Genomic DNA, 25,897 nt, shown 5'->3' on the forward strand with positions numbered 1-25,897 from the left:
CGTACAGGCCCGCCCCGTGGCCGGTGCAGCCGATGGCGCACACGTCCGCCGCGCGCGGGCCGAGCTGGCGCGCCACGTCGCCGAGCACGTGGGTCAACCCCGCGCGGATCGCCGCCGCGCCCACCTCGCACCCGCCGCCGGGCAGCCGCGCATGCCGCAGGGGCAGGCGCGACACGGCCAGGCTGCGCCCGCTCCCCGCGTCCAGGGCCAGCGCCTTCAGGCTGCTCGAGCCCATGTCGATGCCGATCAGTATTTTGGTCTTCATGTCATAACAGCTTCGGCGGAAAAAAAGACTGTCACCAGTAGCGTTTCCCCTAGTTATCGGGTGAAACGGCCCGCCATTACATTCTAGCCTGTCATAACAACTGTCGTGACACCACGGTCCACAGGTCTGCCACGCAATGGCAGGCCGAAAGCTCTGCCAGTCAACGTGAGGAGACAAAGAATGAGGCGTAATTTCCTGAAGTCCGCAGCCGCCGCCGGTATCGGCCTGGCCGGTGCGAGCGCATTTGCGCAGCAGCAGTCCGCAGCCCCTGCGGCAGGTGCCGGCCTGCGCGGCAATGCCAGCGACGTCTACGTGATGAACGTGATGGTCTCGGGCGTCGAGTACTGGTTCCCGGTCTACGAAATGATGAAGCAGCTCGGCCGCACGCTGGGCGTTCGCACCCGCTACACCGGCACGCCGGAGTACGACGTGAACAAGCAGCTCGCATCGTTCGAGCAGGAACTGGCCCGCAAGCCCGCCGGCATCCTGCTGCACCCGATGAACCCCGACCCGTTCATCGAACCCATCAACCGCGCCGCCGCGATGGGCATCCCGGTCGTGACCTTCGCGGCCGACTCGCCCAACTCCAAGCGCACCTCGTTCATCACCTCCGACAACGACCGCGAAGGCAACCAGGCCGCCGACGCCATCGCCGCGTCGCTGAACGGCAAGGGCGAGTACGCCGTGCTCGAGAACCCGGGCCAGGACAACCACGACCGCCGCATCGCCGCGTTCGTGAACCGCATGAAGGCCAAGCACCCGGGCATGAAGCTGGTCGGCCGCGCCGCCAGCAACCAGGACCCGAACAAGGCCTACCAGGCCGTGCTGAGCCTGGCGCAGGCCAACCCGAACCTGGGTGCACTCTTCATGCCCGAGGCCAACTCGGCGCTCGGCGCAGCGCAGGCCAAGGTCGAGACCAAGAAGAACATCAAGGTGATGTGCTGCGACGTCAACGCCAAGATCCTGGACATGATCAAGTCGGGCGACGTGTTCGGCGCCATCAACCCGAACCAGGGCATGCAGGGCTACATGGGCATGATGATGCTGTTCCTGGCCAAGAACCCCGGCCTCATCGATCCGATGAACGACGCCAAGCGCAACGGCACGAACCCGATGTCGGTGCCCTTCCTGGACAACGGCCTGGCCGTGGTGAGCAAGGCCAACGCCGACGACTTCTACTGGGACAAGTACCTTGCCCGCCGTGGCACCAAGGGAATCGGCGAGTGAGCACCCCTGCCGCATTGCTTGAACTGCGCGGCATCGCGAAGCGCTTCGGCGCTTCGCGCGCGCTCTCGGGCGTGGACTTCTCGCTGCAGGCCGGCGAGATCCACGCCCTGTGCGGCGAGAACGGCGCGGGGAAGTCGACGCTGATGAACATCATCGACGGCATCCACCAGCCCGACGAAGGCGAGATCGTGCTGTGCGGCCAGAAGGTCGTCATCGACGGCCCCGCCCACGCCATGCGCCTGGGCATCGGCCTGGTGCACCAGGAAATCGCCCTGTGCGCCGACGCCACCGTGGCCGAGAACATCTTCATGCCGGAAATCAACGCCGGCAAGCAGGCGTGGATGAACTTCTCCGCGCTGAACACGCGCGCCGCGACAGTGCTGGCGCGCCTGGGCCAGGACATCGACCCGGCCGCGCTGGTGCGCGACCTGAGCATTTCGAGCCAGCAGCTGGTGGAGATCGCCAAGGCGCTCACGCTGGACTGCAAGGTGCTCATCCTCGACGAGCCCACCGCCGCCCTCACCGACAACGAATCGGCCGCGCTCTTCCGGGTGCTGCACGACCTCAAGGCGCAGGGCATCGGCATCATCTACATCAGCCATCGCATGGCCGAGATCTTCACGCACTGCGACCGCGCCACCGTGCTGCGCGACGGACGCAACGTGCACAGCGGCCCGCTCGAAGGCATGACGCCCGACGAGCTGGTGCGGCGCATGGTCGGGCGCGACCTGGGCAACTACTACCCGCCCAAGCAAGCCGGCGCTGCCGCTGATGCGAACGCCGGTCCCGTGCTGGAAGTCGACGGCATCGCCGACGACGAGCGCGTGCACGGCATCTCCTTCACGCTGAAGCGTGGTGAGATCCTCGGCATTGCCGGGTTGATGGGCGCCGGGCGCAGCGAGCTGGCCGAGACCGTGTGCGGCCTGCGCCCCGCGCGGCGCGGCGAAGTGCGCCTGAACGGCAAGACGCTGGCCATCCGCAAATACAGCGACGCGCTGCGCGAAGGCATTGCCTACCTCAGCGAAGACCGCAAGGCGGCCGGCGTGTTCCTCGACCTGCCGATCGCGCAGAACATCTCGTCGATGGCGCTGCGCCGCGTCAGCTCGGCCCTGGGCCTGCTGCAGCGCGCCAGCGAACACCGGCTCGCGGTGCAGCTGGGCGCCAAGCTCAACCTGAAGTCGGACGGCGTGGCGATCGAGGTGTCCAGCCTGTCGGGCGGCAACCAGCAGAAGGTGGCGATCGCCAAGCTGCTGGCCACGCAGCCCGCGGTGCTGCTGATGGACGAGCCCACGCGCGGCGTGGACGTGGGCGCGAAATCCGAGATCCACCACATCCTGCGCGACCTGGCCGACCAGGGCGTGGGCGTGGTGGTGATCTCTTCCGAACTGCCCGAGATCATCGGCCTGTGCGACCGCGCACTGGTGATCCGCGAAGGGCGACTGGCGGGCGAACTGGCCCATGACGAGATGACGGAGGAAGCCCTGCTGCGGCTGGCCTCCGGACTTTGCGAACCCGAAGAGGCAATGGCATGAACTTTCCGACCAGAATCGACGCAGGCGCTGCGGCCACGGCCACGGCCGGCTCCCTGCAACCCCGCCGAACAGGAGACCCCGTGAAGCAGGCCAACAAGCTCACGAGCATGCGCGAGGCCGGGCTGGTGCTGATCATCGTGGCGCTGTGCGTTGCGATGAGCTTCGCATCGCCCTACTTCCTCACCTGGGACAACGTGCGCGCGATGCTGCTGTCGTTCTCCATCGAAGGCATCGTGGTGGTGGGCATGACCATCCTGCTCATCGTCGGCGGCATCGACCTGTCGGTGGGCTCGGTGGTGTGCTTCGCGATGGTGGTGACCGGCAAGCTCTTTCTCATGGGCATGGACCCGTGGCTCGCGAGCCTGGTGGCCATCGGCGCGAGCGGCCTCATCGGCGCCATGATCGGCGGCTGCGTCACGCGCATCGGGCTGAACCACTTCATCGCCTCGCTGGCCTTCATGGTGATCGTGCGCGGCCTGTGCCTGGCGCTCACGCAGGGCACGCCGCAGTCGCTGTTCTCGCTGCCGGTCGAGTTCAAGTTCATCGGCCAGGGCACGCTGTTCGGCGTGCCGGCCGTGATCCTGATCTTCCTGGCCATCGTGATCGTGAGCGACTTCGTGCTGCGCCGCTCCACCCTGCTGCGCCGCGTGTTCTACACCGGCAGCAACGAGAAGGCCGCGCTGTATGCCGGCATCCGCGTGGGCCGCGTGAAGTTCTGGGTCACGGTGCTGTGCTCCGCCTCGGCGGGCCTGGCCGGCGTGATCTACACGGCGCGCTTCGGCGCCGCCACGCCGACCTTCGGCATGGGCATGGAACTCAACGTGATTGCCGCGGCCGTGATCGGCGGCGCCAGCCTCAAGGGCGGCTCGGGCACCGTGCTCGGCGCCGTGCTCGGCCTGGCGCTGCTGTCGGTGGTGACCAGCTCGCTGATCCTGCTCGACGTGTCGCCTTACTGGCAGGACGTGATCAAGGGCCTGATCCTGCTCGCGGCCGTGACCATCGACCACATCCTGAACACGAGAAAGACCAAGCGATGAGCAGCGCAACGCACATGAAGATGACCACCCTGGGCCCCTCGGGCATCGAAAGCTCGGCCATCGGCCTGGGCACCTGGGCCATGGGCGGATGGATGTGGGGCGGCGGCGACAACGCCGCTGCCGTGATCGCCATCCAGGCCTCGCTCGATGCGGGCGTGAACCTGATCGACACCGCACCGGCCTACGGCCTGGGCCGCTCCGAGAGCATCGTCGGCACCGCGCTCAAGGGCCGTCGCCACGAGGCCGTGATCGCCACCAAGTGCGGCCTGGTGTGGCACACGCAGCAGGGCACGCACTTCTTCGAGGAAGACGGCCACCCGGTGTACCGCTACCTCGGGCGCGACTCGATCTTCCATGAATGCGAAGAGAGCCTGAAGCGCCTGCAGACCGACTACATCGACCTGTACATCACGCACTGGCAGGACCACACGACGCCCGTGGCCGAGACCATGGACGCGCTGCTGGCGCTCAAGAAGCAGGGAAAGATCCGCGCCATCGGGGTGAGCAACGCGACGCCCGAGATCCTGTCCGAGTACCTGAAGCACGGCCCGGTCGATGCGGCGCAGGAGCTCTACAGCCTCATCGACCGCGGCATCGAGACCACGCTGGCGCCGCTGTGCGCCGAGCACAACGTGGCGGTGCTGGGCTACTCGTCGCTGGCGCTGGGCCTGCTGGCCGGGCCCATCGACCCCGCGCGCGAGTTCAAGGGCGACGACCAGCGCGCCACCAACCCGCGCTTCAGCGAAGCCAACCGCGCGAAGCTGAAGGCCTTCTTCGACACGCTGGAGCCGCTGCGCACGCACCTGGGCTGCTCCTTCGGCCAGATGATGATCGCCTGGACCGTGGCCCGCGGCACCGTCTCGGTGGCGCTGTGCGGCGCGCGCGTGCGCCAGCAGGCCATTGAAAACGCCGGCGCCGGCGCGGTCGTGCTCGACAGCGAAGCCCTGCAGCTCATCGACGCTGCGGCCAAGCGCCACCTGGACGCGCTCGCCTGAGCGCGCGCATTTCTTCCCTTCCTTTTTCCTCAACACGGAGTTCTTCCTTCATGTCGAAAGACAAGACCGCGCGGCTCAACCGCCTGCTGCACAACGGCCGCTGCCTGGACATCGCCCTGGACCACGGCGTGTGCAACGAACCCACCTTCCTGGACGGCCTGGAGGACATGCCCGGCGTGATCGACAAGCTCGTGGCTGCGAAGCCCGACGCGATCCAGCTGAACTACGGGCAGTCCGACCTGCTGCAGGACCGGCCCGGGCGCGATCGCCCCGCGCTGGTGATGCGCCTGGACATGGGCAACCCCTACAACGCCGTGCACCACCGCGTGATGTGGGCCGTGCTGCAGAACCAGGACGACCCCGTGCTGCCCGCCGTGCAGCGGGACGCGGCCTGCGTGGTCGTCAACCTGTTCATGCTGCCCGACGAGCCCGACCTGTTCCGCCAGTGCGTGCAGAACATCGCCCGCGTGCGCGCCGACTGCGACCGCTACGGCATGCCACTGATGATCGAGCCGCTGGTGATGCAGGCACCCACCGCCACCAGCCGCTACATGGTGGACGGCGACGCCGAGAAGATCGTCACGCTCACGCGCCTGGCGCGCGAGATGGGCGCCGACATCATCAAGGCCGACCCGACCACCGACGCCACCGACTTCCACCGCGTGGTGCAGGCCGCGCGCTGCCCCGTGCTCGTGCGCGGCGGCGGGCGCGAAGACCTGCAGCAGGTGTTCGCGCGTTCGCGCGTGCTCCTGGACCAGGGCGCGGTCGGCATGGTGTACGGCCGCAACGTCTACCAGCACGCCAACCCCTCGGCGGTGGTGAGCGCACTGATGGCCATGATCCACGACGGTGCCAGCGCCGAAGCGGCCTGGAACCTCTACGAATCGGGCGGCGTGAAATAAGAGCGCCCAGGCGCCGGTGCCTTCCCCCGGAAGGCGCCGGCGCCAACCAGCGGGAGAGCAAGACAGAAGAAGAAGTGGACGGCGGACAACGCATGCGTTGCCCGCCGGGGGCGCGCCTGCGCGTGCGCTTTCCCTGCAAGCGACCGAGTGACTCGAGAGAACCAAGGACAAGAGGGTTCCCTGCGAACTTCAAACAACCTGGAGGCGACGATGAAGATCCGGTATTTCCTGATGGCGTTCCTGGTGCCGTGCGTCACATTGCTGACGCATGCGGCAATCACCGGGGTCAGTCCGATGACGACCCTCAACAAGATGGCCACGGCGGCTGCCGCTGTCGTGGCCGACCCGCTCCCGCTGCAGGGGCCGGGCCTGGGCAACCTCACCTACACCTCGGCGGAACTGTTCAAGCCGGTGTCGATGATCACCAGCGCCGCGCACCCGCTCGATCCGGCGCACAGCGACGCCTACGAGGCGCGCGACGTGCCCGCCACGTACCCGGGCCGCAAGGACTACGGCATGAACGCCGGCATCATGGTCAACGGCTACTTCCTCACCTCCTTCGCGCCGGACAGCGGCCTCGGCCCCGGCGGCTTCCTGCTGTACGACGTGTCGAACCCGCGCCAGATCAGGCTCGTCAAGAAGATCTACGAGCCCGATGACGCGACAGGCGGCCGCACCAAGGAATTCCGCGAGACGCATTCCTTCGGCACCGCGAAGATCGGCGGCAAGACCTACGTGGTGCTGCCCAGCATCAACGGCGTCGAGTTCTGGGACTTCACCGACATCAACGACATCAAGCAGGTGAAGAAGCTGGTGCTGCCCGGCGTCAACTCGGGCGACTACGAGAACGTGTCCTGGCAGCTGTGGTGGCAGGCGCCCTACCTGTACGTGGCCTCGGCCGGCCGGGGCATGTTCATCGTCGACGCGACGGACCCCGCGAACGCGGTGGTCGCCAACCGCGGCGCCGGCAAGCCCAACCCGGTGCCCACCGGCGAGCTCGGCGGCTTCCGGCTCGGCCCGATCTTCACGATGGGCAACCACATGGTGCTGACCGCAATGGAAAGCAACGGCGGTTTCGCGAGCCTGGACATCTCCGACCCGCTCAACCCCAAGGTGCTCGATTCCATCGCCGGCGCCACGCCGTTCTATTACGCGACCTGCTTCGACGGCAAGAGCGTGCACGCCTCCGCGCGCGGCAGCGGCGCCAAGATGTACAGCTACGACCTGAGCGACCGCTCGCGCTTCGTGGCCGAGGACAACCGGCTCGTCATCGACGAGCAGCTGTATTGCGCCACGCAGGACAACTACGTGATCCAGGGCGCGCAGACGCGCATCCACAAGGTCGACGTGAGCAACCCGCTCAACCACGTGGAAGTGGGCCGCGGCAGCATCCTGCGCGAGGACGACCCGAACTTCTCGCACTCGGACAACGGCCAGGTCGCGATGTTCGGCAACCTCGTCTTCGTGGGCAACGACCACGGCTCGGGCAGCGGCTTCGTCGTGCACGCGGTGGACCCCGACACCACCAAGCCCGAAGTGAAGCAGGTCTCGCCCGCCAACGGTGCGAAGCAGCAGGCCCTCAGCTCGCGCATCGGCCTGGGCATGACCGACAACATCCTGCCGGAGAGCGTGAACAGCAACACCTTCATCGTGCGTCCGGTGGGCGGCAACACGCTGGCGGGCACCTACAGCGTGCAGCTGGGCATCGTCAACTTCCATCCCGCGCAGCCGCTGCTGCCGGGCACCAGCTATGAGGTGTTCCTGCCGGCCAACGGCGTGAAGGACTATGCGGGCAACGCCATCGGCGCCGACTACCGCTCCACCTTCAACACCGGCAACGCCAGCGACATCAACCTGATGCACCACTGGCCGCTGACGGGCAACCTGGGCGACCAGATCGGCGCCAACAACGGCACCCCCGCCACCGGCGACGCGTTCGAGAGCATCGGCCTGAACTTCGCGAACCGCACCGCCGGCGTGCCGCTGAAGAACGACACCGTGGCCAGCGCGCTGGGCGGCACCGCCACGCTGAGCTTCTACATGAAGACCACGCAGGCCGGCGGCGCCAACTCGTGGACCGCGCCCGGCATCTTCGGTCGCGACCAGTCGGGCGGCACCGACGACGTGTTCTGGGGCTGGCTGGACACCGGCGGTCGCATCAAGCTCTCGGTGGGCAATGACGGCGGCACCACCTCCACCGCGGCCGTGAACGACGGCAACTGGCACCACGTCGTGCTCACGCGCGACGCGGCCTCGGGCGCGCAGGCGGTGTACGTCGACGGCGTGAAGACCACGTCGACCGGGCCGACCGGCACCAAGGGCCTGTCGACCAAGTTCCAGGTCATGGGCCAGATCCAGGGCAACACGGCGCTCTTCAAGGGCACGCTGGCCGAGGTGCGCGTGTACGGCCGCGTGCTCGGCCAGGCCGAGGTGGACACGCTGCGCGGCCAGGCCATCATCGGCGACCCGGGCCTGGGCGGCGGGCCCAAGCTGGTCAACGGCCAGCTGAGCTTCAACCCCGCGACGCTCGGCGCCAGCGGCGTGCAGTTCCGCTGGAACTTCGGCAACGGCACGCAGACGGCCTTCTCGAACCAGCCGAACACGAGCTACACCTACACCACCCCCGGCCACTACACGGTGACCCTGACGGTGAAGGACAGCAGCGGCCGCGAGACCTACTACACCTACAACGTGACCGTGATCGCGCCGGTCACCGCGACCGCGCCCACGCACACGACCAACATCGCGGGCGATGCGAGCCGGGTGTACTCGGTGAACCCCGACAGCGGCACGGTGGCCGCCATCGACGCGCAGACCCTCGCCAAGCTGTGGGAAGTGCGCGTCGGCGATGAAGCCAAGACGCTGGCCGTGGGCCCGGACGGCCGCATCTGGGTCGCGGTGCAGGGCGAGGACAAGCTGGTGGCACTCAACGCCGCCGACGGCTCGCAGTCGGTGTCGATCCCGCTGGCCTACGGCAGCGGCCCCTACGGCGTGGCCTTCACGCCCAACGGCGCCAAGGGCCTGCTCACGCTGGAAAGCAAGTCGGTGCTCATGAGCTTCGACCCGAGCAACGGCGCCACCACCGGTGCGCTGGCGCTCGAGGGCGGCGTGCGCGGCATCGCCGTGAGCGCCGACTCGCAGGTGGCCTACGTCACGCGCTTCAAGTCGAAGATGACGGGCGGCCAGCTGCACAAGGTCAACCTGCAGTCGCTGACCGCGCTGCAGACCATCCCGCTGCCGGTGGACACCACGACCGTCGACACCGAGAGCCGCGCGCGCGGCGTGGCCAACTACCTGAGCCAGGTGGTGATCTCGCCCGACGGCTCGCGCGCCGTGCTGCCTTCGAAGAAGGACAACATCGTGCGCGGCCGCTTCCGCGACGGCAAGGACCTGCCACACGACCAGACGGTGCGCTCCATCCTGTCGCAGGTGAACCTGCAAAGCGCCGCCGAGGTGTTCTCCGAGCAGATCGACTTCGACGACCGCGCCCCCGCGCGCGCCGCGCTGTATTCGCCCGCCGGCGACTACCTGTTCGTGGCGCAGATGGAAGGCAACCGCGTCGCCATCGTCGACAGCTACACCCGCGCGGTGCGCGGCGAGATCAACGCCAGCAGCGCCCCGCACGGCCTGTACCTGGACGCGGCGCGCAAGCGGTTGTTCGTGAACAACTTCCTGGCGCGCTCGGTGTCGGTGCACGACGTGGCGAAGGTGCTGTCGGCCGAGACCAACGCGGCGATCTTCCTGCAGAACGTGGCCACCGTGGCGCAGGAGCCGATGGCGGCCGCGGCGCTGCGCGGCAAGCAGGTGTTCTACAACGCGGCCGACCGGCGCATGAGCAAGGACAACTACATCTCCTGCGCCAGCTGCCACGCGGACGGCGGCGACGACGGCATGGTGTGGGACTTCACCCAGCGCGGCGAAGGCCTGCGCCGCACCATCAGCCTGCAGGGGCGGCGCGGCACCAGCCACGGCAAGCTGCACTGGACGGCCAACTTCGACGAGGTGCAGGACTTCGAGAACGACATCCGCAACGAGTTCGGCGGCACCGGCTTCCTGAGCAACGCCGACTGGGCCGCCACGCAGGCTCCGCTGGGCGCCCCGAAGGCCGGCAAGAGCGCGCAGCTGGACGACCTGGCCGTGTACCTGGGTTCGCTCAACAAGTACATGCGCAGCCCGGCGCGCGCCGCGGACGGCAGCCTGAGCGTGGACGCGGTGCGCGGACAGACCGTGTTCAACACGGCCCAGTGCGCCACCTGCCACACGGGCGCCACCTTCCGCGACGGCCTGCGGCACGACGTGGGGACCATCCAGGCCTCGTCGGGCAAGGGCAGCAACCAGCCGCTGGCGGGCGTGGGCTTCGACACGCCGACCCTGTCGGGCACCTGGAACACCACCGCGTTCTTCCACAACGGCCAGGCGGCCACGCTGCAGGACCTGCTCGCGGGCGGCCACGGCAACGCCTCCAGCCTGCCGGCGAACGACGTGGTGGCGCTGCGCGAGTACGTGCGCTCGCAGGACACCGCCCCGGCGGTGGTCACCCGGCTGCGCTCCGACCTCAACCCGACGATGTGCGTGAACATCAAGGGCGCCTCGACCACCAGCGGCGCGACGGCGGTGCAATGGCCGTGCGGCAACGCGGGCAACGAGAAGTTCACGATGACGCCCGTCACCGGCGGCTACGTGCAGTTCATCGCCGAGCACAGCGGCCTGTGCCTGGCGCAGAACGGCACGGCGACCACGAACGCGGCCGTGGTGCAGGTGGCCTGCTCGTCGGGCAACACGGCGCAGTGGAGCCTGGTGGGCGGCACGGTGCGCAACCGCGCCTCGGGTTCGTGCCTGGACGTGCCGAACGGCTCGACCACGCAGGACACGGCGCTGATCACCTGGACCTGCAACGGCGGCAACAACCAGAACTGGACACAGCTGCCCTAAGCCCTGCGCTTCGCGCCTGACCCCAGGCCGGCCGTTTCGACGGCCGGCCTTTTTTTCGTCTGGCGCATGACCTCCCGCGTCATGGATTCGATGCACCCGTTCTGGAACAGTGGGTCCATCGATTCATCAACCAGGAGAAAAAACCATGACCGGCTTCAACATCCTCCCGCTCGCCGTTGCCCTGCTGATCGGCATTGCCGCACTGGGTTCGTGCATCGGCATCGCGCTGGTGGGCCAGAAGTTTCTCGAAGGGACGACGCGCCAGCCCGAGCTGGTCGACACGCTGCAGACCAAGTTCTTCCTGGTCGCCGGCGTGACCGACGGGGCCTTCATCATCGCGACCGGCATCGGCCTCTGGTTCGCCACTGCAAGTCCGTTCGGTTGACGTTTGCGTAACCTTTCGCGAGGGTCCGGCGCGGCGAAGGCGACACGGTTCACTGGCACCATTCGTGCTAGTACCGTTGACACCGAATTGTTTACGGCTAAAGTATTTAACTATCAACAGTTCAGTTGTCTCAACCCTTCCCTAGCCGGAGAACCCGATGCGCCCCACGTTCCTGAAATCGCCCGCGCTGCCGCGCACCCTGATCTCGCTGCTGCTGTGCGGCGCCGCCCTCGGGGCCTCGGTATCGGCCGTGGCCGCGCCGGTCAAGGTGGGTTTGGCCCTTGACATCTCGGGGCCTTTCGCGGCCCTGGGCGCCGAGGCGCGTGACGGCTTCGCGCTCGGCATCAAGCAGCTGAACGGCAAGCTCGGCGGGCAGGACGTGGAGTTCGTGCAGGCCGACATGGCCGGCAGCCCCGACCAGGCCAAGCAGCTGGTCGACCGCATGATCCAGCGCGACAAGATCGACATCTTCAGCGGCCCCATCGGCTCCAATGTGGCGCTGGCCGTGGGCCCGACGCTGTTCAACGCCAAGGTGCCCTACCTGTCGGCCAACGCCGGCCCGAGCCAGTTCGCCGGTGCGCAGTGCAGCCCCTACTTCTTCGGCACCGCCTACCAGAACGACCAGTTCCACGAGGCCGCCGGCAAGTTCGCACAAGACCGCGCATTCAAGAAGATCGTGCTGATCGCACCCAACTACCCGGCCGGCAAGGATGCGCTGGGCGGCTTCAAGCGCCAGTTCAAGGGCCAGGTGGCCGACGAGCTGTACACCAAGCTGGGCCAGATCGACTACGCCGCCGAACTCGCGCAGCTGCGCGCGGCCAAGCCCGACTCGATCTACTTCTTCCTGCCCGGCGCGATGGGCATCAACTTCATCAAGCAGTTCGTGGGCGCGGGCCTGTCCAAGGACATCACGCTGGTCACCAGCGGCTTCTCGGCCGACGAGGACGTGATCGGCGCCGTGGGCGAGCCGATGCTCGGCCTGTTCAACACCTCGCACTGGGCGCACGACCTGGACAACGCCGCCAACAAGGCCTTCGTGGCCGCCTTCCGCAAGGAATACAACGGCCGCTACCCGTCGGTGTACGCCGCGCAGGCCTATGACGCGATCCTCGCGATGGACGCCGCCGTGAAGCAGGCCGGCGGCAACGCGCAGAACCGCGAGGCCGTGGTGGCCGCGCTGAAGAAGGCCAGCTACGCCTCGACGCGCGGCACCTTCAAGTACGCGAACAACCACTTCCCCATCGAGAACTTCTACCTGCGCGTGATCGGCAAGGACGCGCAAGGCAAGGTGACGAACAAGCTGATCAACACCGTGCTGACAAGCTACGGCGACAGCTACGCCAGCAAGTGCGCAATGAAGTGATGCGGCTCGTCTTTCCATGAGCGGCATCCTCGTCCTCGAGCAATTGCTCAACGGCATCGGCTACGGCCTGATGCTCTTTCTTCTGGCGGCGGGCCTCACGCTGGTGTTCGGCATCATGGACGTGCTGAACCTGGCGCACGGCTCGCTGTTCATGGCCGGCGCCTACGTGGCGGCCGAGGCGCACACGCGCACCGGCTCCTTCGCCGCCGCCATCGTGGTGGCGGTGCTCGTCACCGTGGTGGTGGCGCTGCTCATCGAGGTGCTGCTGATGCGCCGCCTCTACAAGCGCGACCACCTGGCGCAGGTGCTCGCCACCTTCGGCGTGATCCTGGTGGCCGACGACATCGTCAAGATGATCTGGGGCCCCTCGCCCGTGATGGCCCCCACGCCGGCCGCGCTCTCGGGCCCGGTCGAGCTGATGGACGGCCTGCCCTACCCCTCGTACCGCCTCGTGGTGCTCGCGGGCGGCCTGCTGATGGCGCTGGCGCTGTACGTGCTCGTGAACCACACGCGCATCGGCATGCGGGTGCGCGCGGGTGCGTCCGACCGGCCGATGGCCGAGCTCATGGGCGTGCGCGTGGGCCGCATCTTCAACGGCGTGTTCCTGCTCGGCGCGGCGCTGGCCGCGCTGGCCGGCGCGCTCATGGGCCCGATCGTCGCGGTGCAGGTGGGCATGGGCGAAGCCATCCTGATCCCGGCGCTGGTGGTGCTGGTGATCGGCGGCATCGGCTCGGTGCGCGGCGCCTTCGTGGCCGCGCTGCTGGTCGGCGTGGTCGACACCATCGGCCGCGCCTTCGTGCCGATGCTGCTGCGCGCCACACTGCCGCCCGCCACGGCGGCCGACCTGGGGCCGCTGTTCGCCGAAGTGGCGATGTACGCGCTCATGGTCGTCGTCCTGATCTTCCGGCCCTCGGGCCTTTTCTCCGCCCGCGCATGAAACCCTCGTCACGCACCTTCGGCCTCGGGCTGCTCCTCGTGGCGCTCGCGGCCTTTCCGCTGGTCGCGCCGCTGTTCGGGCTCGACTTCTACATCGGCTTCGTGCGGCGCGTGCTCGTCGTCGCGCTGGCCGCCGCGAGCCTGAACTTCATCCTCGGCTTCGGCGGCATGGTGGCGCTCGGGCACGCGGGCTTCATCGGCATGGGCGCCTACACGGTGGTGGCGCTCAGCGACGCCGGCGTGATGTCGGCCTGGCTCCTGTGGCCGCTGGCCGCGCTGGTGGCGGGCCTCGTGGCCGCGCTGATCGGCACGGTGGCGCTGCGCACGCGCGGCGTGTACTTCATCATGACCACGCTGGCCTTCGCGCAGATGCTGTACTTCGTCGTCGTGTCGCTGCGCAAGTACGGCGGCGACGACGGCTACACGCTCATGTCGCGCCCCACGCTGCTGCCGGGCCTGGACCTGGGCAACGAATCGACCTTCTACTGGGTGGTGCTCGTGGTGGTGGCGCTCGCGCTGTGGTGGCTGCACCGCGCCACGCAGGCGCGCTTCGGCCATGCGCTGATGGGCATCCGCGACAACGAGACGCGCATGCGCGCGCTGGGCTACCCGGTGTTCCGGCTGCAGCTCGTGGCCTTTGCCATCGCCGGCGCGATCGCCGGGCTGGCCGGCGCGCTGCTGGCCGGCGGCAACGGCTTCGTGAGCCCCGCGACCATGCACTGGACGCAGTCGGCCACGCTGGTGGTGATGGTCGTCATCGGCGGCCTGGGCCGCAGCTGGGGCGGCCCGGTGGGCGCCGTGGTCTGGCTGGTGCTCGAGGAAGCGCTCAAGCAGCACACCGAACACTGGCACATGCCGCTGGGCCTGCTGCTGATCGCCGTCGCCCTCTGGGCCCCGCGCGGCCTGGCCGCACTGTCGACGAAACGCCGCACGGTCGCAGCAGCAGCGGCTTCCGCTGCAACGGCCGCAGGGAGCGCCAAGCCATGAGCCTTTTCAGAATCGAAGGGTTGGTCAAGCGCTTCGGCGGCCTGCTGGCGACCGACCATGTGAGCCTCACGGTGGAGCGCGGCGAAGTGCATGCGCTCATCGGCCCCAACGGCGCGGGCAAGACCACGCTGGTGAACCTCATCACCGGCCTGCTGGAGGCCGACGCGGGCCGGCTGATGCTCGACGGGCAGGACATCACGGCCTACAAGGACCACCAGCGCGTGGCCGCCGGCATGTCGCGCTGCTTCCAGGTGACGCGCGTGTTCGCCAAGGAAACGGTGCACGACAACCTGATGCTCGCGGCGCAGGCCCATGCAGGCAGCAGCCTGCGCTTCCTGGCACCGCGTGCGAACGAACGCGACCTGGTCGACCGCGCCCACGCGCTGGCCGACCGCGTGGGCCTGGGCAGCGAGCGCCACCGCATCGCGGGCACGCTGCCGCACGGTGCGCAGCGCGCGCTCGACGTGGCCTTGGCATTGGCCGCCGAACCCAAGCTGCTGCTGCTCGACGAGCCGATGGCCGGCATGGGCCCCGACGAGTCGGCGCGCATGGTCGATCTGATCGAATCGCTGCGCGAATCGATGGCCATCCTGCTCATCGAGCACGACATGGACGCCGTGTTCCGCCTCGCCAACCGGCTCACGGTGCTGGTGCAGGGCAAGGTGCTGATGAGCGGCACAGCCGATGAAGTGCGGGGCCACCCCGATGTGCAAGCCGTGTACCTCGGCACCGAAGCGGAAGGACACGCATGAGCACGACGACCACGACATCCACCCTGCTCGAGGCCACCGCCATCGAAGCCGGCTACGGCGCCAGCCAGGTGCTGTTCGGCATCGATGTGCGCGTCGGTGCGGGCGAAGTGATGGCGCTGCTGGGCCGCAACGGCATGGGCAAGAGCACGCTGCTGAAGGTACTGACCGGCACGATCGCGCCGATGCGCGGCGGCGTGCAGTTCTGCGGCGCGGCCATCGGCGGCCACCGGCCCGACGCCATCGCGCGGCGCGGCATGGCCATCGTGCCCGAGGGGCGCCATGTGTTCCCCAACCTCAGCGTGGACGAGCACCTGCGCGCCTTCGCACGGCCCCGGCCCGGCAGCGCGCCGCGTTGGACCGTGGAGGCGCTGTACAAGCTCTTTCCGCGCCTGTCGGAACGCAAGGCCAACGCGGGCAACCAGCTCTCGGGCGGCGAGCAGCAGATGCTGGCCATTGCCCGAGCGCTGTCGACGCACCCGCGCCTGCTGATCCTGGACGAAGCCACCGAAGGCCTGGCGCCGGTGATCCGCGAGGAAATCTGGCACTGCATCGCCACGCTCAAGTCCGAAGGCGAGGCGATCCTCGTGGTCGACAAGTACGTGCAGCGCCTGCTGCCGCTGGCCGACCGCCACGTGATCCTCGAACGCGGGCGCGTGGTGTGGCAGGGCGACTCGGCCGCGCTCGACGCCGACCGGTCGCTGTGGACGCGCTACCTGGGCGTGTAAGTCTGAGTCTGTGTTCGTCCGCTAGCGCGGACGGCACGCCAGGAAATTGGCCCACGTCACGTTGTCGCGGCCGATCCACTGGCTGTCCCATTGCAGGTCAAGGCCCGCCGTCGCCAGCGCGTCGGCGAACGCGTCTTTCGCCCAGTACACGGTCTGGTAGTCGCCGAGGGTCTCGCCTTCGCCGATGCGCATGGCCGCGAGAAAAACCCCGCCGGGCGCGAGCGCATCGAACACCTTGCGCAGCACCGGTGCGATCTGCGCGCGATCGACATGGATCAGCACGCACATCGCAAGGACCGCGTCGTACGGCCCGCCCAGCGCATCCGTGACGACGTTGAGCAGCTCGCCCTTCTTGCCGCGCTCGGCCTGCAGGTCGAGAAACGCCTGGACCGCATCGGTGCGCTTCACGACCCCGCCCAGGGATTCGACGAAGTCGGCGTCCTGCCCCGACCCGGAACCGATCTCGAGCACGGTGCCACCGGCGGGCACGCGCTGCATCATGCGGCGCACCGCCTCCTCGATCTCGGGCGGCCGGTGGCCCGCGACGATCGCGTTGTAGTCGCGCGCGGACGCTTCGTAGGACGCAAGGGTGCGGTCCATGTGCTCGTGCACCGGGGTGGGGGCGGTCATGGGCGCCGTGGCCGGGTTCAGACCGAGCGCGTGATGCCGCCGTCCACGCGCAGGTTCTGTCCCGTGATGTAGCCCGCGCCCTCGGAGGCCAGGAAGCCGATGGTGGCGGCGATCTCGGCGCTGCGGCCGTAGCGGCCCATCGGGATGCGTTCGCGGAACACGTCCTTCTCGGGCAGGCTGTCGATGAAGCCGGGCAGCACGTTGTTCATGCGCACGTTGTGCTTCGCGTACTGGTCGGCGAAGAGCTTGGTGAAGGCCGCGAGGCCGGCGCGGAACACGCCCGAGGTCGGGAACACCGGGTCGGGCTCGAAGGCGGCAAAGGTCGAGATGTTGATGATCGCGCCGCCGCCCTGCTTCACCATGTGCGGCGCCACGAGGCGCGCGGGGCGCACGGCGCTCAGGAAGTAGACGTCCATGCCGCGGTGCCAGTCGTCGTCGCTGATCTCCAGGATCGGCGCGCGCGGGCCGTGGCCGGCGCTGTTCACGAGCACGTCGATGCGGCCCCATTCGGCGATGACCTTGTCCACGAGGCGCTGGATGTCGTCGTTCGACTGGTTGGAGCCGGTGACGCCGAGGCCGCCGAGTTCCTGCGCCAGCGCCTCGCCCTTGCCCGACGAGGACAGGATGGCGACGCGAAAGCCGTCGTCCGCGAGCTTGCGCGCCGCCGCGGCGCCCATGCCGCTGCCGCCGGCGGTGACGATGGCTACTTTCTGATCTGACATGGTGGGTTCCTCCTTCGGATGAAACCCCGTAGCCTACCCCTCGATGTCCCAGCGCGCTTTCACGGGGAAAGGCGCGCTGTCCTGCAGGGTGAAGCGCTTCAGGTCTTCCTCGAACTCGGCCTGCGGCATCAGCGAGGGCACCTGCTCGGGCCTGGCGCGCGGGCCCGTCTTGAAAGGCCGCGAGACCAGCGGCTGCCGGCTCAGCGCCTGCAGGTAGGCGGCGGTTTCCGTGCCGTCCATGAAAGCCGTGACGGTGGCCACGTCGGCCGCGATGCGCTCGGCCATCTCGGGCTCGGACAGGTCCCAGTCGCCGAGGTAGCTCAGGTCGACGAAGGCTTCCAGGAACTTCGCGCAGACGAAATCGGCGAACGAGCCGTGGCCGACGCTGCTTTCCTCGTCGTCGTGCCACACGAAGGCCACGCCCACGGCGCCGCCATCCAGCGGCACGAGGCAGTAGGCGTCGCCCGCGCCCGATTGCGCAAAGGGCAGGAAGCGGCGGCCGTCCTGCCACTTGGCGTCGAGCCACTCATCGAGGTCGTTGGCCGCCTGCTCGGCGTCCAGCCACTCGAAGTCGGGGAAGCCGACCAGATCAGGCGGCCCGCTGGCAAGGAGCTGTTGCAGCAACGGGGGAATTTCGATGCCGGTGCGGCGCGAGAGATCGTCGAACGTCATCGCTCAGGCCGTCGGCAACGTGGCCTGCATCGACGGCCGGTGGTTGAACACGGCGAACCACTTCGCGCTGTTCGGCGCCTGGGCGCGCCAGTCCACCGAGGGAAAGCGGAAGTCCATGTAGCCCAGCGCGCAGCCGAAGGCGATGGTGCCGATGTCGACGCGATCGCCGAACGACGGCGCCGCCGCGTCCAGCCACTCGAGGCCGGTGCGCACCTTGTCGAGCTGGCCATCGGTCCAGTCGCTCCAGCGCAGCGCCTCGGGGCGCAGCATGGTCTCGTAGCGCGCGAGCAGCGCGGCGCCGGTCATGCCGTCGGCCAATGACAGCTCGGTCAGGCGCGCCCAGCGCGCGGGCCCGGAGGCCGGGAACAGACCGCCGGCGTACGCGGTGTCGAGGTACTCGCAGATCACGCGGCTGTCGAACAGCGCCTGGCCGTCGTCGGTGAGAAAGGTCGGCACCTGGCCCAGCGGGTTGGTCGGCAGGATGCGGGCGTCGCGCTTCACCGGGCCGGCCGCGCTGGGCAGCTTCTCGATGCGGTCGGCCACGCCCAGCTCGTGGGCCACGACCATGCATTTGCGCACGAAGGGAGACGCGGGAGAGAAGAAGATCTTCATGGCCGGAGTGATCGAGTAGGTGTTGAAAAAGGAGGCAGGCCGTTCAGCCCGTGATCGGCGTGCGCGGCGATCCCGGCTTGCGGATGCGCAGCATGCCTTCTTGCGCCGCCGAGGCCACGAGGCGGCCGTCGCGCGTGTAGAGGCTGCCGCGGCACAGGCCGCGTGCGCCGCCCGCGCTGGGCGAATCGACCACGTAGAGCAGCCAGTCGTCGAAGCGGAAATCGCGGTGGAACCACATCGCGTGGTCCAGGCTGGCGGGGCGCACCTGGCCGCTCATGAAGCTCAGGCCGTGCGGCAGCATGGCGGCGCGCAGCAGGCCGTGGTCGGAGGCGTAGGCCAGCAGCGCGCGGTGCACCGTCAGGTCGTCGGGCAAAGGCGCGATGGCGCGCATCCAGATGGCGCTCTGGTTCTCGGTGGGGCGCACCTCGGGCCGCAGCAGGTCTTCGGGGTCGACGCGCCGGTACTCGATGCCGTGCGGCTGGATGGCCTTGGAGCGCCAGGGTTCGGGCAGGCGGTCGCCGAGCGCGATGCGCTGGTCGAGTTCGCTGGTCAGGCCCTCGGGGCCTTCGACGGCGGGCATGGGGAACTGGTGCTCGACGCCCTCGTCCACGGTCTGGAACGAGGCCGACATCTCGAAAATGATGCGGTCCTGCTGGCGCGCCACCACATGGCGCGTGGTGAAGCTGCGGCCGTCGCGCACGCGGTCGACGCTGTACTCGATGGGCGCATGCTCGCCGGGCAGCAGGAAGTAGGCGTGCATCGAATGCACCGGGCGCTCGGCGCCCACCGTGAGGCTGGCGGCCATGAGCGACTGGCCGAGCACCTGGCCGCCGAAGACGGCGGGCGTGCCGATGTCCTCGCTCTGGGCCAGGAAGCGATCGCCGCCCAGGGGTTCGAGCTGCATGAGGGCGACGAGGTCGGCAACGAGGCGGGCGGCAAGGACGGGTTCGGGGGTCATCGGGGGAAGGGATTCGGCGCAGAAAAGCAATCCACGACGATAGCAAAGGCCGGGCCCGCGCGCTGTCGCGGCCCGGTCAGCGCCTCCCGGGCGGGCCTACTTGAAGAAGCAGATGTCCAGCATCAGGCGCAGGCTGCAGCCGTGGTCGGTGCCGCCGTCCACCATGCGCACCGGCACGCCGCCCAGCAGCATCGCGCCGTCGGCGCCGTACGCCAGCGGCGAACGCGCGGCCTGGCTGAAGGGGCCGCTGAGCGTTTCCTGCTCGACGTACTTCAGGTACTGGCGCCGCGAGAAATCGACCGTGTCGGCCGACTTCAACGCCACCGCCGCGTAGCGCTTGCCGTAGACCGTGCCGAAGTAGCGCAGCACCGGCCCGGTGCGGTCGCCGTACTTCACCTCGGCCTTCGCGAAGCCGGTCTGGACGAGGAAGTTGCGGTCTTCGGGGGTCAGGTCGGCGTCGAAGGCCATCAGCACGTACTGGCCTTCGAAGCTCTGGTTGCGCGCCACCTTCAGTTCGCCGATGAGCGCGGGCGTGACCTTGGTGCGGCCGTCCCAGCGCAGCAGCGCGGCCACGGACGGGTCGCCGTCGAACACGTAGTGGTACTTGTCGCCGGCGATGGCGACCTTGCGGCCGTCCTTGGCCGCGACGAAGCTCAGCACGCGGTCCTTGCCGTGGACGGGGTCGCCCTCGGGGGTGCTGGCGCAGCCCACCTGCAGCAGGCCGAAGGCGGCGCAGGCCAGCGCCAGGAAGAAGCGACGCGCGGGGGTCGACAGCGAAGAAGAAAGAGGCACGGTGTGTCCGGGGTTCGAGTTCATCCAGCCCCGGACTCTAGCGCCGCGCCGCGCTCAACGGTCCAGGTCGACGCCGTCGGCCAGCAGCTTTTTCTGCAGCGCCGCCACGTCGATCGCCGCGAAGCGCCCGCTGCCCAGCGAAGCCGCCGCGGTGCCCGCCGCCTGCCCCATGACGAAGCAGCCGCCGCTGGCGCGCGCGGCCGACTGGCCCTCGTGCGTCATCGAGGCGCAGCGCCCGGCCACCAGCAGGTTGTCGAGCGTCTGCGGCACCAGCATGCGCCACGGCAGGTGGTTGTAGGCGTTGGCTTCGTCGCGCGGGAAGGCCCATTCGATGCGGCCGTCGGCGTGCATTTCCATCGGCCAGGCGTTCAGGCCGATGGTGTCGTCGAAGGTGGCCGAGCCGAGGATGTCTTCGCGCCCGAGCGCATACAGGCCCTGGATGCGCCGCGTCTCGCGGATGCCGACCTGCGGCGCGATCTCCACGATGGCCGACGGCGCGAAACCCGGCACCTCGGCCTGCAGGAACTTGAAGTACGCCGCGATCTGGCGCCGGCCTTCGAGCTCGCCGTCGCTGAGTTCGCGCGCATCGACGCCGTTCATTGCGCGACCTTCGGCGTTGCGGATCTGCGTGACGTTGGCGCGCCACTCGCGCGGGTCCTTGTTGGGCCGCAGGATCGCGCCTTCGCGCGGAAAGCTGTACTTGCCCGGATGCTGCTGCTCGGCGCGCGCCATGAAGCCGTTGATGGCCGAGAACTCGCCCACCGCTTCCAGCGCGGCCGGCGCGTCGACCTGGCCGATGCGGAACATGGTGGTCGGGAACAGCCCGCTGCCGTGGCCGTCGCCCACTTCGAAGGGCACGCCCGCGAAGGCCGCCACGTCGGCGTCGCCGCTGGCGTCGATGAAGGCATTGGCGCGGATCGCCTGGCGGCCCGACTTGGTTTCGACCACCAGCGCAGCAATGCGCGCGCCGTCGTGCAGCACCGCCGCGGCATACGCGTGGAACAGCATCTGCACGCCGGCCGCTTCGAGCAGCTGGTCGGCGGCCAGCTTGTAGGCCGAGGTGTCGTACGAGCGCACGCAGATGCGCCCGCCCATGCCGTTCTGCGGCGCGTTCATGCCGTTGAAGCCGGCGATGCGGTCGATGAGGTCGTCGACCACGCCGCGCACCAGCTGCGTCATCTCGCCGCGGCGCTTGCCGTACAGGCCCGCGAAGTTGGTCACGCCGCCCGCGGTGCCCATGCCGCCGAGAAAACCGTAGCGCTCCACCAGCAGCGTGCGCGCGCCGTGGCGCGCGGCGCTCACGGCGGCGGCAATGCCGGCGGGACCGCCGCCGACCACGACCACGTCGAAGTCGCCGAACACCGGCAGTGCGCGTGCCGGTTCGGTCAGGGTGTGTTGTTGCTGCGTCGTCGCCATCACTGGAGCTTGATGCCGCGGGTCGAAATGATCTTGCTCATGATCGCCGCCTCTTCCTTCACGCGCGTGCGCATGCCGTCGGGCGAGGTGCCCACGGCCTGCCAGCCTTGCTCGAAGAGCTTGCGGCGCACGTCGGGGTCTTTCATGACGATCTCGATCTCGCGGCTGATGCGCGCCTGCGCGGGCTTCGACAGGCTGGCCGGGCCGAGCAGCGCCACCCACACCTCGAGGCTGAAGTCCTTCACGCCGGCATCGGCCAGCGGGGCGATCTCGGGCACCAGCGCGCTGCGTCCGCCCGTGAGGCCCACGGCCTTGAGCTTGCCGGCGCGGATCTGCGGCATGGCCACGCCCGGCGGGATCAGGCCCATCTGCACCTGGTCGCCCAGCATGCCGGTGACAACCTGCGGGTTGCCCTGGTAGGGCACGTGCTCGGGCTTGAAGCCGTTCACGCGGCTCTTGAGAAGTTCCATGCCCAGGTGGCCGACCGAGCCCACGCCCACCGAGCCGTAGTTCCACTTGTCGCCGGCCTGGCGCGCGGCGTCGAAGAAGGCGGTGCCCGAGGGCAGGCTGTTCTGCGCCACGAGCACCAGCGGCGCGGTGGCGATCAGCGACAGGTAGGTGAAGTCTTTCGCCGGGTCGTACGGCAGCTTGGGGTACAGCATCTTCGACGACGTGAGGTTGCCGTTGATGACGATGCCCAGCGTGTGGTCGTCGGTGGCCTTGGCCACCTGGTCGGCCGCGATGTTGCCCGAGGCGCCGGCCTTGTTGTCCACCACGACCGGCTGGCCCAGCGCGCGGGACAGCGGCTCGGCGATGGTGCGCGCCGCGATGTCGGGCGTGGAGCCGCCCGGGAAACCCACCAGCAGGCGGATCGGCTTGGTCGGCCACGCGGGGGTGTCGGCGCTGGCGGACAGCGGCAGCGCCGCGGTGGCGGCCAGGCCGCAGGCGATCAGGAGGGCTCTCTTGGTGGCTTGCATGGAAAAAGACGGTTAAAAGGTAAACAAAAATGCAAAGAGAGCCAGCTTAACTGGCGCGCCGAGCCCTGGGCAAGGCGCACCCTCGTCAGTCGAGGCTGATGTTGCCCCGGCGCACCAGCTCCCCGTACACCTTCGACTTGGCCTCGGCATTGCGCTCGATCTCCTCGGGCGACCAGGCCAGCGGCTCGAAGGCGAAGGTGTCGAAGCGGGCGCGGATGTCGGGGTCCGCAATCACCTTGGCCACGTCGGCGTTGATCTTGGCCTTCACGGCCGCCGACACGCCCTTGGGCGCCAGCAGCGACACGAAGGAGTTGACCTCCAGCGAGGCCGGGCCGCCGGCCTCGGCCATGGTGGGCACGTCGGGCATCTGCGGGATGCGCTTGGGCGCGGCCACGGCGATGTAGCGCAGCTTGCCGGCCTTGTAGATGCCCTGGCTCGACGGGATGCTCGCGAAAGCCCACGGCACCTCGCCGGTGCCCACGTTGGAATACAGCTGGGACACCTCGCGGTACGGCGCGTGCCGCATGCGGATGCCCGTGAGCGCCTCGAGCTGCTGCGCGCCCAGGTGGCCCGGGCTGCCGACGCCCCACGAACCGTAGACCACGCCCTCGGGGTTGGCCTTGGCGGCGGCGATCAGGTCGCCCATGGTCTTCCACTTCGACTCGGTGCCCACGGCCACGAAGAAGGGCGTGCGGAACAGCGAGGCGACCGGGTCGAAGTGCTGCAAGGTCACGAAGTTGCGCGACTTGTACAGGTGCGGCAGCGCGGCGATGTGCTCGCTGTCCAGCTGCAGCAGCGTGTAGCCGTCGGGCGCGGCGCGGCGTGCCTGGTCGATGGCGATGAAGCCGCCGCCACCGGGCCGGTTGTCGACCACCACGCGCTGGTTCCACAGCCGCGAGAGCTTGTCGGACACGAGCCGCAGCACCGCGTCGGGGCCGCTGCCGGCCGCGAACGGGGTGATCAGCGTCACCGGCTTGCTCGGGTAGTCGCTGCCCTGCGCCCAGGCGCCGGAGGCGGCGGTCAGGGCCAGGACGGCGGTCGTCAGCAATGTGCGCGGAAAGTTCATGGGTTGTCTCCTGGGCCTTCGGCCTCGTGGGTGGGGGTATCGCAGAAAAACCGTGTCAGCGCGGCGCGGGCGCATCGCCCAGGCAGTGCTCGGGCCGCCAGGCATAGAGCCATTCGACCGCATCGTAGAAGCGTTCGGGCGTGCGCCCGGTCCACAGGCTGTTGCGCACGAGGCGCTCCACGCCCTGGGCGTGGTACAGGCGCCCCATCTCGCGCACCGACAGCACGACGCGCGCGCAGCGTGCGATGCGGGCCTGTTCGTAGCGCTGGAAGGCGGCGGTCATGTCGAAGTCGCAGGCCTTCACGGCCTCGCCGAGCGTCACGGCGTCTTCGAGTGCCATGCAGGCGCCCTGCGCGAGGTACTGCATCATGGGATGCGCCGCATCGCCGAGCAGCGTGGCCGGGCCGTCGCTCCAGCGTTCGACGGGGTCGCGGTCGGCGGTGCTCCAGCGGCGCCACGAGGTCGGGCGGTCGAGCAGCTGGCGCGGGCGCGCGTGCACGCCTTCGAAGTACGACAGCACCTCTTCTTTGCTGCCGTCGGTGACGCCCCACTCTTCGGCATCGCGGCTGTGGAAGGTGACGACCAGGTTGTACTGCTCGCCGTGGCGCAGCGGGTAGTGCACGAGGTGGCAGTTCGGGCCGGCCCAGACCACGGGCGCGTTCCATTGCAGGTCGGCGGGCATGTCGGCCGCGGGCACGACAGCGCGGTAGACCACGTGGCCCGACACGCGCGGCGCGTCGCCGATGAGCTTGGCGCGCACCACCGACTTCACGCCGTCGCAGCCGACGATGGCGTCGGCCTGGAAACGGCGGCCGTCGCGCGTGACGGCCGTGACGCCGTGCGCGCCGGTGTCGATCGCCTCGACCTGCGCCGAGGTGTGGAAGCGGATCAGCGGATGCTGCTTCACGGCCTCGTGGATCGCGCCGTGCAGGTCGGCGCGGTGGCTCACGGCATACGGGTTGCCGAAACGCGCGCGGAAGGCCTCGCCGACGGGCACCGAGGCCACTTCGCTGCAGTCGACCGCGTCCATCATCACGAGCCGGTCGGTGAACACCGAGCTGCGGCGCACGGCCTCGCCCACGCCCAGCGCGTCGAGCGCCGCGAAGGCGTTGGGGCCGAGCTGCAGGCCGGCGCCGATCTCGCCGATGACGGCGCTCTGTTCGAGCAGGTCGATGGCCACGCCCAGGCGTGCGAGCGCGAGCGCGGCGGCCATGCCGCCGATGCCGCCGCCGACGAGCAGCACGGAGGGAGGATGCTTCGAGAGGGTCATGCGCGGGCCGGGGCGCTCAGTCGATGCGAACAGTCAGGGACGGCAGACGCTCGATGCTGACCTTGATCGTCTGGCCCGGCTTCACCGCGCCCACGCCTTCGGGCGTGCCCGTGAAGATCAGGTCGCCGGGCTGCAGCGCGAACAGCGTCGAGAGGTTGGCGATGACCTCGTTCACCGACCAGATCAGGTGCGTGATGTCGCTGTTCTGGCGCACCTGGCCATCGACCTCGAGCGTGATGGCGCCGGCGTTGATCTCGCCCACGTCGGCCAGCGTGCGCAGCGGCGCGATGGGGGCCGAGAAGTCGAAGGCCTTGCCGATCTCCCAGGGGCGGCCGGCTTCGCGCATCTTCATCTGCAGGTCGCGGCGCGTCATGTCCAGGCCCACGGCGTAGCTGTGGATGTGGCTGGCGGCCTGGTCGACAGGAATGTCCTTGCCGCCCTTGCCGATGGCGACCACCAGCTCGGCTTCGTAGTGGTAGTTGCTCGTGAGCGAGGGGTATGGCACGGCGCCGATGGCGCCTTCGGCCACGGGCACGACCGAGGCGTCGTCGTTGGGCTTGCAGAAGAAGAACGGCGGTTCGCGGTCGGGGTCGAAGCCCATCTCGCGCGCATGCGCCGCGTAGTTGCGGCCCACGCAGTAGACGCGGCGCACGGGGAACTGCTGGTCGGAGCCCACGATGGGCAGGCCGACGATGGAAGGGGGCGTGAAGACGAAGGACATGGAAGCTCCTGCCGCGTGGGACG

The 25,897-nt window shown here is 69.0% G+C and carries 23 protein-coding genes and 1 pseudogene; 12 read left to right on the forward strand and 12 right to left on the reverse strand.

Translation table 11 applies throughout. From position 1 onward, the window contains the following. Positions 1-265: pseudogene (locus VBO01S_RS15710) on the reverse strand (FGGY family carbohydrate kinase); the annotation flags it as partial. Positions 266-445: 180 nt separating this feature from the next. On the opposite strand from VBO01S_RS15710, the gene VBO01S_RS15715 reads away from it, so the two are divergent. From VBO01S_RS15715 to VBO01S_RS15770, 12 genes are all read left to right on the forward strand, one after another. Then, the gene (locus VBO01S_RS15715; protein WP_062476030.1) at positions 446-1,492 is read left to right on the forward strand and encodes a substrate-binding domain-containing protein; all 1,047 of its coding nucleotides are present in this window, start codon (positions 446-448) and stop codon (positions 1,490-1,492) included. Further along, positions 1,489-3,024, forward strand: a complete 1,536-nt coding sequence (locus VBO01S_RS15720; protein WP_062476033.1) for a sugar ABC transporter ATP-binding protein — start codon at positions 1,489-1,491, stop codon at positions 3,022-3,024. The genes VBO01S_RS15715 and VBO01S_RS15720 overlap by 4 nt, the downstream gene beginning before the upstream one ends. Beyond that, positions 3,021-4,061, forward strand: coding sequence for an ABC transporter permease (locus VBO01S_RS15725; RefSeq protein ID WP_062476036.1), 1,041 nt, complete (start codon positions 3,021-3,023; stop codon positions 4,059-4,061). Before VBO01S_RS15720 ends, VBO01S_RS15725 begins: the two co-directional genes overlap by 4 nt. Before the next feature lie 14 nt (positions 4,062-4,075). Then, entirely contained in the window at positions 4,076-5,056 is a 981-nt protein-coding gene (locus VBO01S_RS15730) for an aldo/keto reductase (RefSeq protein ID WP_062476142.1), read from the forward strand. A gap of 50 nt (positions 5,057-5,106) precedes the next feature. Continuing rightward, positions 5,107-5,958, forward strand: coding sequence for a class I fructose-bisphosphate aldolase (locus VBO01S_RS15735; protein ID WP_062476038.1), 852 nt, complete (start codon positions 5,107-5,109; stop codon positions 5,956-5,958). A 210-nt stretch (positions 5,959-6,168) separates the two neighbouring features. After that, positions 6,169-10,890, forward strand: coding sequence for an Ig-like domain-containing protein (locus VBO01S_RS15740; protein WP_062476041.1), 4,722 nt, complete (start codon positions 6,169-6,171; stop codon positions 10,888-10,890). Between the two features lie 145 nt (positions 10,891-11,035). Then, positions 11,036-11,275, forward strand: a complete 240-nt coding sequence (gene atpE / locus VBO01S_RS15745; RefSeq protein WP_062476044.1) for a F0F1 ATP synthase subunit C — start codon at positions 11,036-11,038, stop codon at positions 11,273-11,275. A gap of 157 nt (positions 11,276-11,432) precedes the next feature. Beyond that, positions 11,433-12,638 (forward strand): ABC transporter substrate-binding protein, encoded by a 1,206-nt coding sequence (locus VBO01S_RS15750; protein WP_062476047.1) that lies wholly within the window; start codon positions 11,433-11,435, stop codon positions 12,636-12,638. A 16-nt stretch (positions 12,639-12,654) separates the two neighbouring features. Further along, positions 12,655-13,575, forward strand: coding sequence for a branched-chain amino acid ABC transporter permease (locus tag VBO01S_RS15755; protein WP_062476050.1), 921 nt, complete (start codon positions 12,655-12,657; stop codon positions 13,573-13,575). After that, positions 13,572-14,561: a branched-chain amino acid ABC transporter permease gene (locus VBO01S_RS15760; RefSeq protein ID WP_062476052.1), complete on the forward strand. Its 990-nt coding sequence runs from the start codon at positions 13,572-13,574 to the stop codon at positions 14,559-14,561. Before VBO01S_RS15755 ends, VBO01S_RS15760 begins: the two co-directional genes overlap by 4 nt. Further along, positions 14,558-15,313 (forward strand): ABC transporter ATP-binding protein, encoded by a 756-nt coding sequence (locus VBO01S_RS15765; RefSeq protein WP_062476055.1) that lies wholly within the window; start codon positions 14,558-14,560, stop codon positions 15,311-15,313. Before VBO01S_RS15760 ends, VBO01S_RS15765 begins: the two co-directional genes overlap by 4 nt. Then, on the forward strand, positions 15,310-16,038 hold the full coding sequence (locus VBO01S_RS15770) for an ABC transporter ATP-binding protein (RefSeq protein WP_062476058.1): 729 nt from the start codon (positions 15,310-15,312) through the stop codon (positions 16,036-16,038). The genes VBO01S_RS15765 and VBO01S_RS15770 overlap by 4 nt, the downstream gene beginning before the upstream one ends. Positions 16,039-16,059: 21 nt before the next feature. Here VBO01S_RS15770 and VBO01S_RS15775 read toward each other — a convergent pair whose 3' ends face one another. The 11 genes from VBO01S_RS15775 to VBO01S_RS15825 form a co-directional block, all read right to left on the reverse strand. Further along, on the reverse strand, positions 16,060-16,668 hold the full coding sequence (locus VBO01S_RS15775; RefSeq protein WP_062476061.1) for a methyltransferase: 609 nt from the start codon (positions 16,666-16,668) through the stop codon (positions 16,060-16,062). A gap of 17 nt (positions 16,669-16,685) precedes the next feature. Then, positions 16,686-17,390, reverse strand: coding sequence for an SDR family oxidoreductase (locus VBO01S_RS15780; RefSeq protein ID WP_062476065.1), 705 nt, complete (start codon positions 17,388-17,390; stop codon positions 16,686-16,688). Between the two features lie 33 nt (positions 17,391-17,423). Then, entirely contained in the window at positions 17,424-18,062 is a 639-nt protein-coding gene (locus tag VBO01S_RS15785; RefSeq protein ID WP_062476068.1) for an SMI1/KNR4 family protein, read from the reverse strand. Positions 18,063-18,065: 3 nt separating this feature from the next. After that, positions 18,066-18,674 carry a glutathione S-transferase gene (locus tag VBO01S_RS15790; protein WP_062476071.1) on the reverse strand — a complete coding sequence of 203 codons (609 nt, stop codon included), beginning with the start codon at positions 18,672-18,674 and terminating at the stop codon, positions 18,066-18,068. 43 nt (positions 18,675-18,717) lie between these two features. After that, a complete protein-coding gene (locus tag VBO01S_RS15795) occupies positions 18,718-19,632 on the reverse strand; it encodes an acyl-CoA thioesterase (RefSeq protein ID WP_062476073.1) in 915 nt (304 codons plus the stop codon). A 96-nt stretch (positions 19,633-19,728) separates the two neighbouring features. Further along, entirely contained in the window at positions 19,729-20,424 is a 696-nt protein-coding gene (locus VBO01S_RS15800) for a hypothetical protein (RefSeq protein WP_255221127.1), read from the reverse strand. 54 nt (positions 20,425-20,478) lie between these two features. Then, a complete protein-coding gene (locus VBO01S_RS15805; protein ID WP_062476078.1) occupies positions 20,479-21,840 on the reverse strand; it encodes an FAD-dependent oxidoreductase in 1,362 nt (453 codons plus the stop codon). Then, positions 21,840-22,817, reverse strand: a complete 978-nt coding sequence (locus VBO01S_RS15810; protein ID WP_062476081.1) for a Bug family tripartite tricarboxylate transporter substrate binding protein — start codon at positions 22,815-22,817, stop codon at positions 21,840-21,842. Before VBO01S_RS15810 ends, VBO01S_RS15805 begins: the two co-directional genes overlap by 1 nt. Positions 22,818-22,902: 85 nt before the next feature. Continuing rightward, positions 22,903-23,883: a Bug family tripartite tricarboxylate transporter substrate binding protein gene (locus VBO01S_RS15815; RefSeq protein WP_062476084.1), complete on the reverse strand. Its 981-nt coding sequence runs from the start codon at positions 23,881-23,883 to the stop codon at positions 22,903-22,905. 55 nt (positions 23,884-23,938) lie between these two features. Then, positions 23,939-25,153 carry a 3-hydroxybenzoate 6-monooxygenase gene (locus VBO01S_RS15820; RefSeq protein ID WP_062476087.1) on the reverse strand — a complete coding sequence of 405 codons (1,215 nt, stop codon included), beginning with the start codon at positions 25,151-25,153 and terminating at the stop codon, positions 23,939-23,941. Between the two features lie 16 nt (positions 25,154-25,169). Continuing rightward, entirely contained in the window at positions 25,170-25,874 is a 705-nt protein-coding gene (locus VBO01S_RS15825) for a fumarylacetoacetate hydrolase family protein (protein WP_062476089.1), read from the reverse strand. Positions 25,875-25,897 lie beyond the last annotated feature (23 nt).

Origin of the sequence: Variovorax boronicumulans NBRC 103145 (assembly GCF_001591345.1) — a bacterium.
GTDB classification, from domain to species: Bacteria; Pseudomonadota; Gammaproteobacteria; order Burkholderiales; family Burkholderiaceae_C; genus Variovorax; species Variovorax boronicumulans.

What these genes read in the sequence shown, in the direction of transcription:
- VBO01S_RS15755 (WP_062476050.1), top strand. Translation starts at nt 12,655, where the DNA reads ATGAGCGGCATCCTCGTCCTCGAGCAATTGCTCAACGGCATCGGCTAC.
- VBO01S_RS15770 (WP_062476058.1), top strand. Translation starts at nt 15,310, where the DNA reads ATGAGCACGACGACCACGACATCCACCCTGCTCGAGGCCACCGCCATC.
- VBO01S_RS15735 (WP_062476038.1), top strand. Translation starts at nt 5,107, where the DNA reads ATGTCGAAAGACAAGACCGCGCGGCTCAACCGCCTGCTGCACAACGGC.
- VBO01S_RS15760 (WP_062476052.1), top strand. Translation starts at nt 13,572, where the DNA reads ATGAAACCCTCGTCACGCACCTTCGGCCTCGGGCTGCTCCTCGTGGCG.
- VBO01S_RS15725 (WP_062476036.1), top strand. Translation starts at nt 3,021, where the DNA reads ATGAACTTTCCGACCAGAATCGACGCAGGCGCTGCGGCCACGGCCACG.
- VBO01S_RS15750 (WP_062476047.1), top strand. Translation starts at nt 11,433, where the DNA reads ATGCGCCCCACGTTCCTGAAATCGCCCGCGCTGCCGCGCACCCTGATC.
- VBO01S_RS15715 (WP_062476030.1), top strand. Translation starts at nt 446, where the DNA reads ATGAGGCGTAATTTCCTGAAGTCCGCAGCCGCCGCCGGTATCGGCCTG.
- VBO01S_RS15740 (WP_062476041.1), top strand. Translation starts at nt 6,169, where the DNA reads ATGAAGATCCGGTATTTCCTGATGGCGTTCCTGGTGCCGTGCGTCACA.
- atpE (WP_062476044.1), top strand. Translation starts at nt 11,036, where the DNA reads ATGACCGGCTTCAACATCCTCCCGCTCGCCGTTGCCCTGCTGATCGGC.
- VBO01S_RS15820 (WP_062476087.1), bottom strand. Translation starts at nt 25,153, where the DNA reads ATGACCCTCTCGAAGCATCCTCCCTCCGTGCTGCTCGTCGGCGGCGGC.
- VBO01S_RS15785 (WP_062476068.1), bottom strand. Translation starts at nt 18,062, where the DNA reads ATGACGTTCGACGATCTCTCGCGCCGCACCGGCATCGAAATTCCCCCG.
- VBO01S_RS15795 (WP_062476073.1), bottom strand. Translation starts at nt 19,632, where the DNA reads ATGACCCCCGAACCCGTCCTTGCCGCCCGCCTCGTTGCCGACCTCGTC.
- VBO01S_RS15780 (WP_062476065.1), bottom strand. Translation starts at nt 17,390, where the DNA reads ATGTCAGATCAGAAAGTAGCCATCGTCACCGCCGGCGGCAGCGGCATG.
- VBO01S_RS15810 (WP_062476081.1), bottom strand. Translation starts at nt 22,817, where the DNA reads ATGCAAGCCACCAAGAGAGCCCTCCTGATCGCCTGCGGCCTGGCCGCC.
- VBO01S_RS15765 (WP_062476055.1), top strand. Translation starts at nt 14,558, where the DNA reads ATGAGCCTTTTCAGAATCGAAGGGTTGGTCAAGCGCTTCGGCGGCCTG.
- VBO01S_RS15730 (WP_062476142.1), top strand. Translation starts at nt 4,076, where the DNA reads ATGAAGATGACCACCCTGGGCCCCTCGGGCATCGAAAGCTCGGCCATC.
- VBO01S_RS15775 (WP_062476061.1), bottom strand. Translation starts at nt 16,668, where the DNA reads ATGACCGCCCCCACCCCGGTGCACGAGCACATGGACCGCACCCTTGCG.
- VBO01S_RS15790 (WP_062476071.1), bottom strand. Translation starts at nt 18,674, where the DNA reads ATGAAGATCTTCTTCTCTCCCGCGTCTCCCTTCGTGCGCAAATGCATG.
- VBO01S_RS15825 (WP_062476089.1), bottom strand. Translation starts at nt 25,874, where the DNA reads ATGTCCTTCGTCTTCACGCCCCCTTCCATCGTCGGCCTGCCCATCGTG.
- VBO01S_RS15815 (WP_062476084.1), bottom strand. Translation starts at nt 23,883, where the DNA reads ATGAACTTTCCGCGCACATTGCTGACGACCGCCGTCCTGGCCCTGACC.
- VBO01S_RS15805 (WP_062476078.1), bottom strand. Translation starts at nt 21,840, where the DNA reads ATGGCGACGACGCAGCAACAACACACCCTGACCGAACCGGCACGCGCA.